Here is a 16382-nt window from a genome sequence, read left to right as displayed (position 1 = left end):
TTTGCAAGCCGGTGAGCGTCAGCACGCTAGTGGATGGGGTAACGGAGGTGGGGCGAGAGTAGCGAAGGGGCGGAACGGCGTCACCGCCTATTATGTGGGTGGAAGTTGAGAAGAGGATAGCGCTAGAGTAAGGAAGGAACACCTCCAGTTCGGCGGTAAGTAATAGCGGTCAAGCAATTGGCTACAGGCGGGACTGTGGTCTGCACAGAGATCCGCTTGGCAGCGTGAGTTTGGCTATTACCGGGTCTTTTGGACGATTTTGAGAAGTCGCCCTTCCCCTTTTTTTACCGGACTTTTCTACCAGATATAATTCAATCTGTTGCGTGCCTTTAGAAAAACCTTTACAATAGCGTTAGTTGACAATAATTTATAATCAGGACTACTTTTAGTTACCGACAGGGGGTGCCCTCTTGGGACTGATAATTGATTTCATACTACTGTTAGTTATTTTGATTATCGCTTTTATGGGTTTCAATATGGGTCTGGTCAAAGTCGGGACCGGTATAGTAGGCATGTATCTGGGAATACAGATTGCCACTTTTTTCTATGTCGTCTTTGCCGATTTGACCGCTACTGCCGGAAACGCTACCTCACGCGCTACGAACCAGATTGTGTGGTTTTTTACGCTCTGGGTGGTGTGGAGTATTGTTTTTACCCTTATTCTCTGGAGCTTTACTAAAACGATCTATATACCCAAGCGTTTGGCTAACCTTGACCAATTGGGTGGACTGGCGCTGGGAATGTTTGCGGGAATCTTCGGTTTGTTCGTACTTGCTTTTGTGGTCAGAAACATGGTTATGATTGTCTGGCTCAGTACCGGGCAGCCGAATAATTATAGCAATTCAATCCGAGAAGGCTTTGATGCCTCAATAATTTTCGGTATTCTTAGATCACTCAGATATGTTTATTTAAACATTCTCTCGCCTTGGTTGCCGGTAGCTCAGATACCCGTATTCAAAGATAACCCTCTCTTCGGATAACAATGAACGAACGAACTTTGCGGGTGCTGGAGTTTCACAAGGTACTGGAGCGCTTGGCGCGCTATACCAGTTTTAGCGCCGGACGTGCCTTGCTTGAAACTTTGCGCCCTTCCACCGACTCTGCCGAAGTGCAGGTTCGCCTCGACACTACCGCGGAAGCGCGTATCTTGCTGGAAAAACGCCCTGAAACTACTATCGGTGGGGCGCGTGATATTCGCGATAACGTAAGGATTGCAGCAATCGGGCGCGCGCTTGACCCTTCCGCCTTTCTGGAAATTCGCGCTACCCTCGAAAGCAGCCGTATCCTGCGCCATTCCATTATGAAATCTAATCAGGATGGCTCACTTTATTATCTGTCGCAGATAGCGGCGCGACTGGCTGATTTGCCGCTACTTGAAGGCGAAATTGAGCAAACAATCAGCTCAGATGGTACGGTACTGGACTCTGCCAGCCCTGCGCTAAGGCGTATTCGCGAACAGATACGCATTACACACGGGCGGTTGTTAGACAAGCTTAATTCCATTATTTCCTCAAGCTCATACCAAACGCTTTTGCAGGAGTCGATTATTACCCTCCGCAATGGGCGCTATGTAGTCCCGGTCAAAGCTGAATTTAAGGGGCAATTGCGTGGCATCATCCACGACCAGTCTGCCAGCGGGCAAACGGTGTATATGGAACCGTTGGCTACACTTGACCTGAACAATCAGTGGAAGCAACTGCAACTGGACGAAAAAGATGAAATCGAGCGGGTCTTGCGCGAGTTAGCCGCAAAAGTGGGAAGGCACGTTTCGGAACTGCTGCAAATGGTTGAGGCGCTGGCTGAACTCGACCTAACTTTTGCCAAGGCGCGTTATGCCGCCGATTTGCGCGCTACCCAACCGAAACTGGCTACTATCCCCCTTCCCGGTGTGGTTTTACCGGAAGGTACCCACCTTTTGAATTTTATTCGGGCGCGTCATCCTCTTATCAGTGGAAAAGTAGTGCCGATTGATTTCTACTTGGGTGGGGATTTTAGGGTGCTGGTGATAACCGGACCTAATACCGGCGGTAAAACTGTCAGCTTGAAAACTGCCGCTTTGTTGACTCTTATGGCGATGGCGGGTTTGCACTTGCCGGTAGAAGAGGGTTCCCAGACGGTGGTATTCCAAAAAATCTTTGCCGATATCGGCGATGAGCAAAGTATTGAGCAAAGCCTCAGCACCTTTTCCAGCCATATCAACAATATCATCGGCATACTGGGCGAAATTGACCGCAATACGCTGGTGATACTGGATGAACTGGGCGCGGGCACTGACCCCACCGAAGGCGCAGCCCTAGCGCGAAGCCTGATTGAACATATTTTGCAACGAGAAGCCCATGCCGCTATCACTACGCACTATAGCGAATTGAAGAGCTACGCTTACCTGACTCCGGGTGTGCAGAATGCCAGCGTGCGTTTCGATGTGGAAACCCTTTCGCCTACCTATATTCTGGATATCGGCTTGCCCGGTCGCAGCAATGCGCTGGCGATTGCCTCGCGCTTGGGTTTACCCGCTAGTATTATCGAGCAAGCGCGTACCTACGTATCCAGTGACGATGTGCAGGTAGATGCCCTAATTTCAAAAATCCAGTCCGAGCGCGATGAAGCCGGGCAAGCTCGCTATGAAGCTATGAAGCTGAAAGCTGAAATCGAAAGACAGCGAGACGAGTTGAATCGGCAACTACGGCATATAGAGGATGAGAAACGCAAAGCAGCGGCAGCCGCTAGAGAGGAAGCTCGTCTCGAATTCGAGCAAGACCTGATTGCGATGCGTGAGGAGAGTCGGGCAGTACGGCAACGGCTTGTTGATATTGATCAGGCAGTGCGCGCGGCTGGTGAGAAAACCGAAATAGCGGCTGAGTTGGAGAAGCAACGTAAAGCGTTGGCAGAAGCGGAAAAACTCGCGCTCGAATTGCAACGCAGAGCGCAACGCCGCGCCCGCGAAAAGGCTCAGGCTAAAACCCGCGCTGAGTCCGAACCCGAACCCTTTATTGGAGAACTGAAACCGGGAGATCGGGTGCAAATTATCAGTTTGCAACAGGAAGGCGTGCTATTGGCTGGTCCAGATACTGAGGGTATCTACGAGGTACAGTTCGGTAGCTTCAAGGTTAAAATTTCATCGCTGGACTTAAAACGCCTTCCCGGCAAGCCCCGTTCATCTGATAAGCCGTTGACTCTTCGGGAGCGTGCCGATCTTGACGGAGCGGCTGAAAAAAGCGGTATCCGGGTTAATGCCCGAAGCCGCGCCGAACTGTCCGAAACTGTTTCGCTGGAACTGGATATGCGCGGTTGGCGGGCGGAAGAGGTAGCAGCGGCGTTGGATCGCTATTTGAACGATGCTTACCTATCTAACATGCCTTTTGTCAGGCTGGTGCATGGCAAAGGTACGGGTGCGTTACGTCAGGTTGTACGTACCTATCTGAAATCGCACCCACTGGTAAAATCTTTTCGCAGCGGCGAAAACGGTGAGGGTGGTGACGGCGTAACTGTCGCTACTCTGGCAACTTGAAACTTGGCAATTGCCAATATTGTTCCTACCGGATAGTTTTCTATGCCACTGGTTGAAGACCCCAACTCCTTTATTCCGGGTGAAGAAAAGTATTATCTGGCTTTTAGCCGGGTAGAAGGAATCGGACCTCGCCGCCTGATGCGGCTTCTGGCTTATTTCGGTGCGCTATCCAAAGCTTGGAACGCCGGGATGGGAGACCTGATGCACGCGGGTCTTGAAGCCAAGCTTATCGAACGGATTATTCAATTGCGCCGCACTTTTAACCCTGATGCCGAAATGGAAAAGCTGGCAAAAATGGGAATAGAAGCGTTGGTTATCGGTGATGGGCGTTACCCTGCCCGTCTTGCCGAAATCGAGAGTGCGCCTCCTTTGCTTTATCTCCGGGGTCAACTTACCGCTCAGGATGACTTGGCGTTAGCGGTGGTTGGCACGCGCAAAGCCACTCATTACGGTAAAAGCGTCACCACCCAACTGGTGGGCGAGATGGCGCGGGCGGGCTTAACTATTGTAAGCGGGTTGGCGCGGGGTATTGATACTTGCGCTCATCAGGTTGCGTTGGAAGCGGGCGGGCGCACTATTGCGGTTTTGGGTTGCGGGGTAGATGTGGTTTACCCACCTGAGAATGGCAAAATAATCCAGCAAATTTTGCAAGAGCAGCGTGGCGCAATTATTTCAGAATATGCGCCGGGAACCAAGCCCGATGCCCATAATTTCCCACCCCGCAACCGCATTATCAGCGGTATGTCGCTTGGCGTGCTGGTGGTAGAAACAGGCGAGCGCGGTGGCGCTTTGATAACCGTTACTTATGCCAATGAACAAGGACGCGAGGTTATGGCGGTTCCCGGTTCAATTTTTAGCCCTGCCAGCGCGGGTACAAACGCTATAATCCAGCAAGGCGCTGCACTGGTTAGTTCGGCATCTGATATAATGCAGGCGCTTGGATTGGCGCAACAATCTTTTGCCCAAACCGGGTTGCCCGAAATTTCTGAAATTACAGGCGATGATGATGTAGAGCGTGCCCTGATTCGCTCTATTAGCAATGGGGGCGGAGAACCGCGCCATATTGATGAAATAAGTCTGGAATGTGGTATTTCCATAGCGGTAGTTTCAGGTGCGCTTACCATGATGGAATTGAAAGGCAAAGTAAAGAATCTTGGCGGCATGCGCTACTGTCTTGCTGTGCCTACCCGTTATTGAGGAAGTTTGTAAATTTAGATGAACCTTCGCCCGAAATACTTGCTGCTTTTGTGCTTGCTCCTGAATATAGCGCTTTCTGCTTGTTCGGACACTGAATCACCTTCTCCCACTCCGGTAGCTCTATCCACCACAGCCACTACTTTTATTTCTCAAGGCACTGTAACGCCTGAGATTGACCCGGTGAGTACTTACCAAGCAGAACAGCAAACCCTTGCGCTTGATACTCCCGGAGTAATAAATAATATACACACCCCCACAGCCACGCCCGTTTTTGCGCCCTCTCAGACCCCCTTGCGCGGTCTTACTCCCGCACCGATCACTCCGGTAGAGCAAAGCCAGCCCTTGCCTAAAGGCGGGTTTGTGGTAGCTACCAATGTGGGGTTGTTCTGGTTGAGTGCAGACGGCAAGGACGAGCGCAACATTTTATCTGGCTATTCTTTCAGCGAACCTAAAGTAGCGCCTGATGGCAGCAAGGTTGCTCTTTTTCGTACCGATCCAATTAGCCTGCGCAAGCAGTTTATTCTGGTTTCTGCGGGTGGCGTGCTTAAGCCTGTAACAGAAGCAGGCGGCACTATTTTGAGTGCCACTTGGTCACCTGATAGCAAAACTTTGGCGCTTACTCGCGTTACCGATGATAACGGGGATGGTATCGCCAACGAGTACGATACACCCTCGATCTGGCTATATGACGTGGCTACCGATAAGCAGCGAAAACTGACCGATGGGCACAACCCGGCTTGGTCACAAGATGGTCAGCGCCTTCTTTTTGTTATGCCCGGTCAATATAATGATGACATTGACCCTTCAACCCACAAGCCACGCCGTAGCCCTAATAGTTTGGTGCTTTATACCATTCAGAATAACACTCGTCGGGTCTTACTGGACACTGTGAAAAAGCCCGAAATAACGTTGCCTTCCGATATGGAAGATGGTTTAAAAGGGCAAATAGTAACTCTACGCTATTTCAAGGAAGTTGCGTGGCATCCTGATGGCAAACGCCTCACCGTTAGCGCGGATGCTTTGACCAAAAGCGGAGGAAGCGTGGGTTTGGTACTGACAGTAACGACTGAGGATTTAAACCCTAAGTTGGTGACAGCCGGTGGTGATGCCGCGGTTGGGGTGGCGTGGTCGGATGATGGAAAGCGTCTTGCCTACGAAATTGAGCTACAATTCCCGGTAAAGCCTTCCAGCGCGTTTCGACTGGCTTTGGTTGATACTGTTTCTCCCCCTCAACGTCCGCGCCTGTATATCGGTATGGCTTCAAATCGCACCGAAACCCGCCAACCTCGCTGGATAAATCATGGTCAGCAACTGGCTTTTCAGGAGATTGAAAGCGGTGCGTTGGTAGTACTGGATGAAAGCGGCAATATTAGTCGCTTGGTGGGTGGTTGCAACGGATTTGACTGGCTGAATTAAAAAGCGCGAGGCTTCACAAAACCTCGCGCCCTTCTGAGGATTTCTCCTAATTCACCGTGCGGCGGGTGTTGCTACGACCATCGAAGCTGTACAATACTTTCTTGTTATCGGTCACTGTTTCAAGATGTACTCCACGCCCCCAGAGGTGGTGAACATATTGCAGCACCTTTTCGGCGTAACTGACATCTAGCGGCGTACCTTCAAACTGGTGCTTTAGATATAACTCGCCGTTCTGTTTGTAGTCGCCATCTTCCACTACGATATAAGGGTCACCGAAGTTGGTCATACTGGCAACTAATCCATCGCGTACCTTTTGCCAATCTTTCTCCACTATGACCCATTGATCATCTCGCTTTTCGTACAGGTAAAGATCAAGCTCTTCGATCAAGTCTTTGGTAAGGTAATTGCGCAGAAAAGAAATATCGTTGTCCAGTTCGCGCACTTCAAAAATCTTATTATGCCCTTCATTGCCCTGCCTTTTCAAGCGTTCCTTTTCTTCTGAGGTTGGCTTATCCCAACGTCGCTCAATATCCTCCCAGATTTTCCAACCTATATAATAAGGGTTAATATTGCGGCGGTTAGGGGATAGTACCCCGGAATTTAGTTGGGCATACTCAGTGTATTCCGAGTCATTGAAGTCCAGTTCGCGCACAATACGCTGATGCCACAGGGAAGCCCACCCCTCGTTCATAATCTTGGTTTGTTTCTGGGGTAGGAAGTATAGCGCCTCATTCCGCACGATCTCGATTATATCGCGCTGCCAATCTTCCAGTTCCCGGCTATAGGTCATGATAAACCGGAGCAAGTCTTTTTCAGGATTGGGCGGGAATTTCTTGCGGGCTTTTTCTTTGTCCTTCTGTGCCTGTTTAGCCTTGTCCTTAGTTTGATTATCTAAATCCCACAGGTCGGCATAAGGTGATTCGGGCTGCGAATTAGAAGTCTCCAGTGGGAGGGACAGTTCTTGTCTAATCCGCACAGTGGTATCAATATGTTCTTCAATCGAAAGCACTGCATCTAAGTATTTTTCTACCTCTTCCGTGCCATGATCATATTCATACTTATTGATGCGTTCGGCATGAAGACTGGCAATATCTACCATTTGGCGGTTGGTATGTCCGAAATAGGCGTTATGTTTGAAAAAATCCACATGCCCAAGCACATGGGCAATTACCATTTTCTGCTGCCACAGGCTGTTGGCTTCCATCAAAAAGGCGGTGGCAGGGTTGCTATTGATAACCATTTCATAGATTTTGGAAAGCCCGTAATCGTATTGGGTTTTCATCCGATAATAGGCTTTGCCGTGCGTCCAGTGGTTGAAACGCCCCGGTATAAGGTACGCGCCAAACTCGTACATTATATAAGCCGGAACCACCTCAAAATGCACCTGATAAGGGTCTAGCCCAAAACCATGCGCCAGTTCCAAGCATGTATCAATGGCTTCTCCTAACTCGGCAATATCACGGTCGTCTTGTGAAGAGTTAGAAGGGTCTAAAATATCCAGATCTGCCATAATCAATTTCCTCTTGCAGCGCTAACATCAGGCGCAACAGTATATTTCAGCATCTTTCCCGACCAAAGCCTATTTTTTTGTAACTTCGTTCTCCGAGAAGAAGCGACGCAAGGCGGGGTAAACTTCCGCTTTATCGGAGATAGTTACACCTACGAACTTTTTGTTATCTACCCGGCTGTAAGCTGACATCAGGGTACTCATCAGGCTGTAATGGCTTTCACGGATTTCGCCGTATCCGAAGATATTGCAAATATCAATGAATTTCAGCACTAAATCTACGCAGCGGTCATTATCCCATGGAAGGTTGCCACCGTCGGAGAAGTGGAAGGGGTAAATGTTCCACTCCTGAGGATTAAACCTCTCATCAATAATCGAAAGCGCCAATTCATATGCGCTGGAAACCTGTGTACCGCCGCTTTCGCCTTTGTTGAAGAACTCCTCTTCGGTTACCTCTTTAGCTTCGGTGTGGTGGCTGATGAAAATGATATTCACATTGTTATACTTGGTGCGGAGAAAGCGTACCATCCAGAAATAGAAACTCCGCGCAATGTATTTCTCGAAATCGCCCATTGAGCCTGAAACGTCCATCATAGCGATAACAACGGCATTGGACTGAAGCTTGACCTCGCGATCCCACGTTTTGAAGCGTAGGTCATCGTTTTTCACATCTTTGAACCGCGCATCCCCTGCCATTGCATTGCGTTTGATATTTTCCATTATGGTGCGCTTTTTATCTAGGTTTGCGAGTACGCCGACTTTGCGTACATCCGTGAAGCGCACCGATTCGCTTTCTAATTCCTGATGTTTCTTTTCTTCGAGATTGGGCAAGCCAAGGTCTTCAAAAATTAACTCTGCCAATTCGTCTATGCTCACTTCGGCTTCATAGTAATCCACGCCGGGTTGGTCGCCCGCTTCTTTACCTTTGCCGCTTCCATCCCCTTGATCCTGACCGATTACATCTCCCACTTTCGAGTTTCCCTCGCCCTGCCCCACCCCTTTGCTCTGGTTGTGGTCGTAACGAAAACGATACTCTTCCAGTGAGCGAATCGGCACTTTGATGGTTTTTTTGCCATCACTCAGAATTATATTTTCTTCGCTTACTATATCGGAAAGATTTTTTTTAATCGCTTCTTTAATTTTCTCTTTATGGCGTGTTTGGTCAATTGGACCTTTGCGGTGCAAAGACCAATCTTGTTTAGTAATGGAAAACATACCTTTGGAGAAAGTGATTGTATCGGACATATAATTTTTGACTCCCTTCGGGAAAGCTGAGGAAGTGGCGGGAGAAAACAACCTCCCGCCCGGTAAAACTTAGCGGTTCAGCAAACTGCCCACGTAAGTTAGCAGCGCATTTGCAGAATCCACAGTATAGCCTTGCTCTTTGACCAAGCGGTCAATTACCTCGTTAATTTTGCGCAACTGTTCCTTATCGGGTGTACGAACGCTGGTAGTGATTTTTACAATGTCTTTCAGGTCGGTAAAGAGCTTTTTCTCAATTGCTTCTTTCAGACGCTCATGGCTGGTGTAATCGAAAGTTTGACCACGTCGCGCCAACGAGGAGATACGAATCAGGATTTCCTCGCGGAAGGTTTTCTTAGCGTTCTCTGTAACGCCGATTTGCTCTTCAATAGAGCGCATCAACGTTTCATCCGGGTCAAGTTCTTCTTCGGTGATAGGGTCTTTGAGCTTGACTTTATTGCAGTAAGCTTCAACATTATCCAAATAATTATGCAGCAAGGTACGCGCCGATTCTTCAAAGCTGTAAACAAAGGCTTTTTGCACTTCTTTCTTGGCAATCTCGTCGTATTCCTTGCGCACTTCGCTGATGAAATTCAAATAGCGTTCACGTTCCTCGCGAGTTACGCTGGTATGTGATTCTAACCCATCCCGCAAAGCTCGCAAAGCGTCAATCGGCGTGATGAATTTGGCACCCTGTTTAGATAGTATGTTGGAAAGCTGGTTGATAACATAGCGCGGGCTGATACCGTCCATGCCCTCGCGCACTGTCTCTTCCTGCAATTCTTTAACATCTTTTAGCTTTAGGTCGTCCACCTCTTCGCCATCGTAAACCTTTAACTTCTTCATCAAGTTGATGCCCGCTTTCTTAGGTGGTTCAAGGCGGGTTAGAAGGGCGAACATACTGGCGACACGCAGCGTATGTGGTGAAATATGTACGTCTTTGAGAGCGCTTTGAGAGATTAGCTTCTCGTAAATTTTCACCTCGTCGCTGACTCGCAGGTTATAAGGTACTTTGACCAGAATAATGCGGTCTTGGAGCGCTTCACTTTTCTTATTACCAACGAATGAACTGTACTCGTTCTCGTTAGTATGCGAGACTACCACCTCATCGGCGTAAATCATACTGAAGCGTCCGGTTTTTATATTCTGTTCTTGTGATAGCGTAAGTAGCACATACAGGAATTTCTCGTCACTTTTCAGCATTTCGATAAATTCCATCAAACCGCGATTGGCAATATTCAATTCGCCATCAAAGCGGTAAGCGCGTGGATCGCTTTCGGTTCCGACCTCGCCGATAGTGCTGAGATCAATACCACCTACCAGTTCAGAAATATCTTGGCTCTTGGGGTCGCTGGGAGTAAAAGTACCGATGCCCAGACGATGTTTTTCACTCAAAAGGAATCGCTTTATCGGAACTTTTTCTATTTTGCCCTCATAAAGATGGGTCAAATTCCAGCGGCAACGTGGACATAGATCTCCTTCAACATAGATGCCGTAATCCCGCTCTATGTCAGCGCGTAGGTCTTCGGGCACAAGATGCAAAGGCTCTTCGTGCATCGGGCAATCTTTAATAGCGTAAACAGCGCCGTCAGCTGTGCGGCTATATTTTTCTAGCCCACGCTTTAAAAGCGATACAATAGTGCTTTTACCACCCCCAACCGGGCCCATCAATAATAGAATGCGCTTGCGTACTTCGAGGCGTTGGGCAGCCGAGTTAAAATATTGCACAATCTGCGAGATAGGTTTTTCCAACCCGAAAATCTCGTCGTTGAAGAAGTTGTATTTAACATCCCCGTTTTTACCAACTTCAACCCCGGCGGACATGATCATGTCGTAGATGCGACCGTGAGAGAGCCGGGTTACTTTAGGAGTTTTGGTGACTAATTCAAAATAGTCAGCAAAAGTACCTTCCCAGTTCAGCTCTCTCTCTTGATTGCGATAGTCCTCCAGACGCTTGAGCAAGTCCATAAGTTGAAACTCCCCTTTCAGTTGTTGCCTTTACCTGACACTTTTGTGGCTGAAATGCTAGGTAGGACAACACTTTTCGGATTTGCCTGCCAAAGCAGGTTGTACCAAGAATGAAGCTATGAAAATATATTACCGCCTATAAACTTGGGCATTATTGTTGGATCGATAGACCAACCAGAACCTGAATTTATTTGTAATTTGTAATGGGTAGTTAAGAGGTTAAAAACCCTCGTGAAACTTAGAAAGGCTTACAGGTCAGGCTTGGTTGCCAGTTTTCTAAAGAAAAGACCTTGACGTGCGGCGCTTTTTTATTACTCCAATTGTTACCCGACTAAAAGGCGGGCAAAGCCCTGCGGGAATTTGTGGTCAAATTGTACTTTGCAAGATTAGCTTGCTAAAAAAATATTACACGAAATAATTGTAAATATCAAGAATAGTCGCGTTGTTTGAGTGATATAAACACGTGATTCTTGAGTAATAATACGAATTAATTTTGCTCCGGTTTCGCGCTTGACAAATCAGGTGCTGCCACCTATAATTACAAATCGTAAACGGGCGCTTCTAAACCCAACTTTAAAAGTAATATTTTGTTAAGCGGAAGTGGCTCAGTGGTAGAGCATCTCCTTGCCAAGGAGAGGGTCGCGAGTTCGAATCTCGTCTTCCGCTTCTTTTTTTGCCTTCGAGATGATGGTGTTAGAGTAGTGTTAGATTCGGCTTAACGCCAGCTTACGCTATTTTCTTACCCATCATTTTTTGTTATAATCGCTGAACAGAGTGACCCTATAGGATTGTACCATACCTTTGGGTTAAAAAATCTAAAAGGATAAGGACGGAGAAATCTGGTGAAAATCACCGCTGAGAAAGACGAACAAAGCCAGTACATTGTACGGATTGAAATTGAGCCTTCCGAATTGGAAGATGCAAAGGGTAGAGCTGCTAAAAATCTTTCAAACCGGGTGCGTGTTCCCGGTTTCCGTCCTGGCAAAGCGCCTCGTGCTCTTGTAGAGCGCATTGTAGGTCCCGAAGCTATTGCAGAAGAAGCTACTCGTATTTTGTTTCCTAAAGCTTATAAAGAAGCGATTGATACCAACCAGATTAAAGCTATTGGCGATCCCGAAATGGAAATCGAGTCGAATGACCCGCTTACCATAAAAGCCACTATTCCGGTTGAGCCTACCGTAATCCTCGGCGATTACAAGAGTATCCAGAAAGAACTCGTTATTCCTGAAGTTACCGAGCAGGAAATCGAAGAAGTAATTAATAACCTACGTGATCAGCAGAGCACTTGGGAAGAACCAGAAACTGAACGCCCTGCTCAGGATGGCGATCGAGTTGAAATTGATATGCTTACCATCAAAGACGGCGAGCCTTCCGGTGAACCAGTCAACCGCACCGGTGTGCTTGGCAAAGGCGAACTCCTGAGCCAGATTGAGGCACAGATACCGGGTATGGCTATTGGCGAAGAAAAGACCATTGAAATTGAGCGCCAGAAACCCGCAGTTGCCCCTACTGAGGAAGGCGCGGAAGCCGAAGAAACCCCCGAAGATGCAGAAGCCGAAACGCCTCTTGTTTTCAAGGTTACTCTCAAGAGTATTAAAGTTAAAAATGAGCCTGCGCTTGATGATGCTTTTGCTGCAAGCGTAAGCGATGTTCAAACCTTTGATGAATTGAAAGAACGTATCCTCTCAAACCAGAAGTCTCAAAAAGAGAGTGATGCGAAACGGAAGTTAGTAGACACTCTTATTGAAGAGGCAGTAGCCCTATCTGTTGTTCAGGTTCCACCAATATTGGTTCATTCTCAAATCGGTATGCTGGAGGAAGATTTAGCAAATCGCCTCAAGCAACAGAAATTATCACTTGACCAGTATCTCGCAATCATGGGTAAATCTCATGAGGATTTCCATGAGGAACTCCGTCCGCAGGCTATTACTCGACTCAATACCGCTTTGGTGTTGCGGGAAATTGCTACTGCGGAAGGTGTCGCTGTTTCTGGAGAAGAAACCGACCGCGAAGTTGAGAACATGGTTAACGAATACAGTGTTGGCGCACCTGAAGAACAAAAAGAAGAACAGAGGAAACGCCTGCGCGATATTTTTAACCAAAAAGAAATGCGCGAAAACCTGAGCGAAAATCTATTCAGCCGAAAGTTAGCAGATAGGCTTATTGAGATATCTACTGGCATACAGGTTGTTGCTGAGAGCGTATCTGATGCTCAAGCCGCTGTCGGAACCGAGGAACTCAAATCAGAAGTAATTGAAGCTGAAACCGAGTCCTAAGCTGAAGTAAAACCTAAAGCAAAGTCCCGGACTAGAGCTAAAGACGCAAAGGCTGAAGAATTCTCCGAAGCCGATGACGTACAAAGATAACCAATTTTTATAAGGAGATAATTATGGGCAACTTTGATGTACCCAACATAAATAAACATGGAATTTACGGAAGTTCTCCAGTTCCGTTTTCCAATATTATGCCTTACGTTATTGAAAATACCGGTAGAGGCGAACGGCAGTATGACGTCTTTAGCCGCTTACTTAAAGATCGCATCATTTTCCTCGGCACCGAAATCGAGGATCAAGTTGCTAACGTCTTGATTGCTCAATTGCTGTTTCTAGAGCATGAAGACCCTGAAAAAGATGTGCAGCTTTACGTCAATAGCCCCGGTGGCGCTATCACTTCCGGTCTAGCTATCTATGATGCAATGCAGTTCATTCGCCCTGAAGTAGCTACCATTTGTATGGGTCTGGCTGCCAGTATGGCAACTGTGCTGTTGTGCTCAGGTGCTAAAGGCAAGCGCATCGCGATGCCTCACAGCGTGATTCACCAGCATCCTGCGCTCGGCGGTATGCGTGGTTCAGCGCCCGACATCGAAATCCAAGCGCGTTTCATGCTGGACTTGCAACGCCGCACCCGCGAGATTATGGCGAAGCATACGGGACAATCGTATGAAAAAATCAGCCATGACTTCGAGCGCGATCGTTATATGACTCCGCAGGAAGCTAAAGAGTACGGTATTATCGACGCGATTTACGGCGACGAATAAACCCGATATAAAATTAACCCCGTCCCTTTTACAGAGGCGGGGTTTTTTATTTGAAATTTAGAGTTTAGCTTTTGTTTCTGCCGATGCCTCTCGCTTGTGGGTTCAGGCAACTGACCATTTCCTCACCCAGAAGTCCGTTCACCAGATTGCGGGCTGCTACGTCCGCCATCTTTGTGCGCGTATTCAATGTGGCGCTGCCAATGTGCGGCAGAATTGTTACCTGTGGCAACGCCAGCAACGGATTGTCGGCACGCATCGGTTCAGGGTCGGTTACATCCAAACCCGCCCCTCGGATTTGACCACTCTTGAGTGCTTCCAGCAAGGCTGCTTGATCTACTACCGGACCGCGCGAAGTATTAATCAAAATCGCCGAAGCCTTCATTTGCTCAAACTCGGCTTTACCTACGGAATGTCGAGTTTCGGGAGTAAGCGGCACATGCAAGGTGATGAAATCGCTATGGTTTAACAACTCTTCCCGGCTTACAAACTTGACCCCTAACTTTTCTTCGGCTATCACGCTGCGAGTGCTGTCATGGTAAATAAGCTCCATGTCAAAACCCTTAGCTCTTTTTGCCACTGCATAGCCGATTCGACCCATACCCATAATTCCCAGCGTAGCGTGATGTACATCTACCCCTAGATTATCCAGCGGTCCCCATGTACGCCACTTATCCTGTTTAACATAGTCCACCATTTCATGTACACGGCGGGCAGTTGCCAGAATCAGAGTGAAAGCCAGATCGGCGGTGGTTTCAGTTAATACATCGGGGGTGTTACCTGCAAGAATGCCACGTTCGGTACAAGCTGCTACATCCACATTATCAAAGCCGACCGCATGGTTGCTAACTACGCGCAACTGCGGACAGGCATCGAGAAATTCGGCATCAATTCGTTCGGTCAGCATTGATAGCACGCCCACACAATCCGCCGCTTCTTTGAGTAGCACTTCTCGCGGAACAGGTCTATCTTCTGCCCAGAATTTCAGCTCGGTTGCGTCTTGCAGTCGTTGCATAATTTCATTTGCTATAACACGTGTTAAATAAACCTTGGGTTTCATCCTTGAATTCCTTTCTTCGCTCTACACTGAGACAAAGACTTTAGTTTGGCAAGGGTAATTCGTAAGCTCCCGTTGTTCCGGCAATCACCACACGTCCTACTATGTTAATAAATAGCCCGTGTTCGACTACACCCACTAAATCCTTGATTTTATCCCCCAGTTCTGAGGCATTCTCAATATTGGAGAACTGGCAATCGAGAATATAGTTACCGCTATCGGTAATGTAAGGTGCATTTTCGCGCTGACGTAGTATTGGCTCACTGCCCATATCCCGCAGGCTTTGTGCGACATGGCTCCATCCGAAAGGAATTACCTCAACCGGGATGGGCATTTTCGTGCCAAGTCTATCCACCAGTTTGGTTTCATCGGCAATGATTATTTCAAGCTTGCTGGCGTTAGCTACCAACTTTTCCCATAAAAGTGCGCCGCCGCGTCCTTTAGTCACATTGAAAGTGCTAGGTTCAACCTCATCCGCACCATCTACGGTTACGTCCAAGCCCCGCACATCATTTAGCTCCTGCACCTGCAAGCCGTAACCCTTCGCCAGACTCGCCACCCTTTCACTAGTTGCCACGCAGGTGATATTTTCAAGCTCACCGCGTTTGACCCGCGCCGCCAGTTCTGCCAGAAAAATTTCTGCGGTTGAACCGCTGCCCAATCCCAAGAAAATATTGCTGGTTATAAAGCGGTCAAGTGCGTAACTAGCCGCTGCCATTTTCATTTCGTCTTGTGTCATTTTTGCCCTATCGTACTATTGAAATTGATATGCCGTCTAATTTGTCGCGAATGATCGGTAAAATAATACTCTCAAGATTTGGGGTGTTCGCCAATTTGTAGTTAAAACGGCGAATAGCCTGAGATGTACCATTTGCCGGGTTAGAATGAATTACTTCACCGTTCCGAACCACATTATCTGCTAGAATCAATGTGCCAGGATGCGAGAGTTGTAAAGCCAAATCAAGATAAGCTTCATAGCCGCCTTTGTTTGCATCTATGAAGAATAAGTCAAAAGGACCTTCTCCTGCTTCCTGCATCGCTTTCAAGGATTCCAACGCGGAACCCAAGCGCAACTCTATTTTGGCGGAAAGACCTGCTACCTCAAAATTGTGGCGTGCTACTGCGGCGTGTTTAGGATCGATTTCAAGCGTAATTAGTTTGCCTTCTGGCGGTAGCGCACGTGCTAACCAGATTGAGCTATAACCCGCCAATGTACCAATCTCCACCATAGTACGAGCGCCGCTGATGCTCGCCAGCAAGTAGAGCAATTTACCTTCATTCGGTGAAACATTAATAGGGGGAAGTCCGGCATTCTCCAGTTCTGCCAGAGCGTTTTCAAGCACAGGGTCGGAAGGATTGAAAAGGTTTTGGATATAAGTATCCACCTGCCTGCCGATACCGCCGCTCAAAGAATCAACCATATAGCTTATTCTCTCCACAAAATTGACAACTC

Annotated in this window: 12 protein-coding genes and 1 tRNA gene; 7 read left to right on the top strand and 6 right to left on the bottom strand. The window is 47.9% G+C overall.

Annotation, left to right across the window (positions count from 1 at the left end; translation table 11 throughout):
- The first annotated feature begins 410 nt into the window (after positions 1-410).
- Genes OZ401_RS12270 through OZ401_RS12255 form a run of 4 tightly spaced genes read left to right on the top strand, consistent with a single transcriptional unit; the run spans position 411 to position 6121 of the window.
- Positions 411-980, top strand: a complete 570-nt coding sequence (locus OZ401_RS12270) for a CvpA family protein (protein WP_341468531.1) — start codon at positions 411-413, stop codon at positions 978-980.
- Between the two features lie 2 nt (positions 981-982).
- On the top strand, positions 983-3508 hold the full coding sequence (locus tag OZ401_RS12265) for an endonuclease MutS2 (protein WP_341468530.1): 2526 nt from the start codon (positions 983-985) through the stop codon (positions 3506-3508).
- Between the two features lie 42 nt (positions 3509-3550).
- A complete protein-coding gene (gene dprA / locus OZ401_RS12260) occupies positions 3551-4705 on the top strand; it encodes a DNA-processing protein DprA (RefSeq protein ID WP_341468529.1) in 1155 nt (384 codons plus the stop codon).
- An 18-nt stretch (positions 4706-4723) separates the two neighbouring features.
- A complete protein-coding gene (locus OZ401_RS12255) occupies positions 4724-6121 on the top strand; it encodes an alpha/beta hydrolase (protein WP_341468528.1) in 1398 nt (465 codons plus the stop codon).
- Between the two features lie 46 nt (positions 6122-6167).
- Here OZ401_RS12255 and OZ401_RS12250 read toward each other — a convergent pair whose 3' ends face one another.
- The 3 genes from OZ401_RS12250 to OZ401_RS12240 all read right to left on the bottom strand — a co-directional run bounded on the left by OZ401_RS12250 (position 6168) and on the right by OZ401_RS12240 (position 10838).
- Positions 6168-7631: a SpoVR family protein gene (locus OZ401_RS12250; protein ID WP_341468527.1), complete on the bottom strand. Its 1464-nt coding sequence runs from the start codon at positions 7629-7631 to the stop codon at positions 6168-6170.
- Positions 7632-7700: 69 nt separating this feature from the next.
- The gene (gene yhbH, locus OZ401_RS12245) at positions 7701-8873 is read right to left on the bottom strand and encodes a sporulation protein YhbH (protein ID WP_341468526.1); all 1173 of its coding nucleotides are present in this window, start codon (positions 8871-8873) and stop codon (positions 7701-7703) included.
- Positions 8874-8942: 69 nt separating this feature from the next.
- On the bottom strand, positions 8943-10838 hold the full coding sequence (locus OZ401_RS12240) for a PrkA family serine protein kinase (protein WP_341468525.1): 1896 nt from the start codon (positions 10836-10838) through the stop codon (positions 8943-8945).
- 594 nt (positions 10839-11432) lie between these two features.
- On the opposite strand from OZ401_RS12240, the gene OZ401_RS12235 reads away from it, so the two are divergent.
- The 3 genes from OZ401_RS12235 to OZ401_RS12225 all read left to right on the top strand — a co-directional run bounded on the left by OZ401_RS12235 (position 11433) and on the right by OZ401_RS12225 (position 13875).
- A tRNA-Gly gene (locus OZ401_RS12235) sits at positions 11433-11504 on the top strand.
- Positions 11505-11680: 176 nt separating this feature from the next.
- Entirely contained in the window at positions 11681-13114 is a 1434-nt protein-coding gene (tig, locus tag OZ401_RS12230; RefSeq protein ID WP_341468524.1) for a trigger factor, read from the top strand.
- Between the two features lie 188 nt (positions 13115-13302).
- A complete protein-coding gene (locus OZ401_RS12225) occupies positions 13303-13875 on the top strand; it encodes an ATP-dependent Clp protease proteolytic subunit (RefSeq protein ID WP_341469879.1) in 573 nt (190 codons plus the stop codon).
- A gap of 64 nt (positions 13876-13939) precedes the next feature.
- Here the strand turns inward: OZ401_RS12225 and OZ401_RS12220 are convergent, their stop codons facing one another.
- Genes OZ401_RS12220 through OZ401_RS12210 form a run of 3 tightly spaced genes read right to left on the bottom strand, consistent with a single transcriptional unit; the run spans position 13940 to position 16350 of the window.
- Positions 13940-14932 carry a 2-hydroxyacid dehydrogenase gene (locus tag OZ401_RS12220; RefSeq protein ID WP_341468523.1) on the bottom strand — a complete coding sequence of 331 codons (993 nt, stop codon included), beginning with the start codon at positions 14930-14932 and terminating at the stop codon, positions 13940-13942.
- A 40-nt stretch (positions 14933-14972) separates the two neighbouring features.
- Positions 14973-15668, bottom strand: coding sequence for a ribose-5-phosphate isomerase RpiA (gene rpiA / locus OZ401_RS12215; protein ID WP_341468522.1), 696 nt, complete (start codon positions 15666-15668; stop codon positions 14973-14975).
- Between the two features lie 7 nt (positions 15669-15675).
- Positions 15676-16350: an O-methyltransferase gene (locus OZ401_RS12210; RefSeq protein ID WP_341468521.1), complete on the bottom strand. Its 675-nt coding sequence runs from the start codon at positions 16348-16350 to the stop codon at positions 15676-15678.
- Positions 16351-16382: the final 32 nt, after the last annotated feature.

Origin of the sequence: Candidatus Chlorohelix allophototropha, assembly GCF_030389965.1 — a bacterium.
In the GTDB taxonomy this organism is placed as follows: domain Bacteria; phylum Chloroflexota; class Chloroflexia; order Chloroheliales; family Chloroheliaceae; genus Chlorohelix; species Chlorohelix allophototropha.
This window is presented reverse-complemented; position numbering and strand designations above follow the sequence as displayed.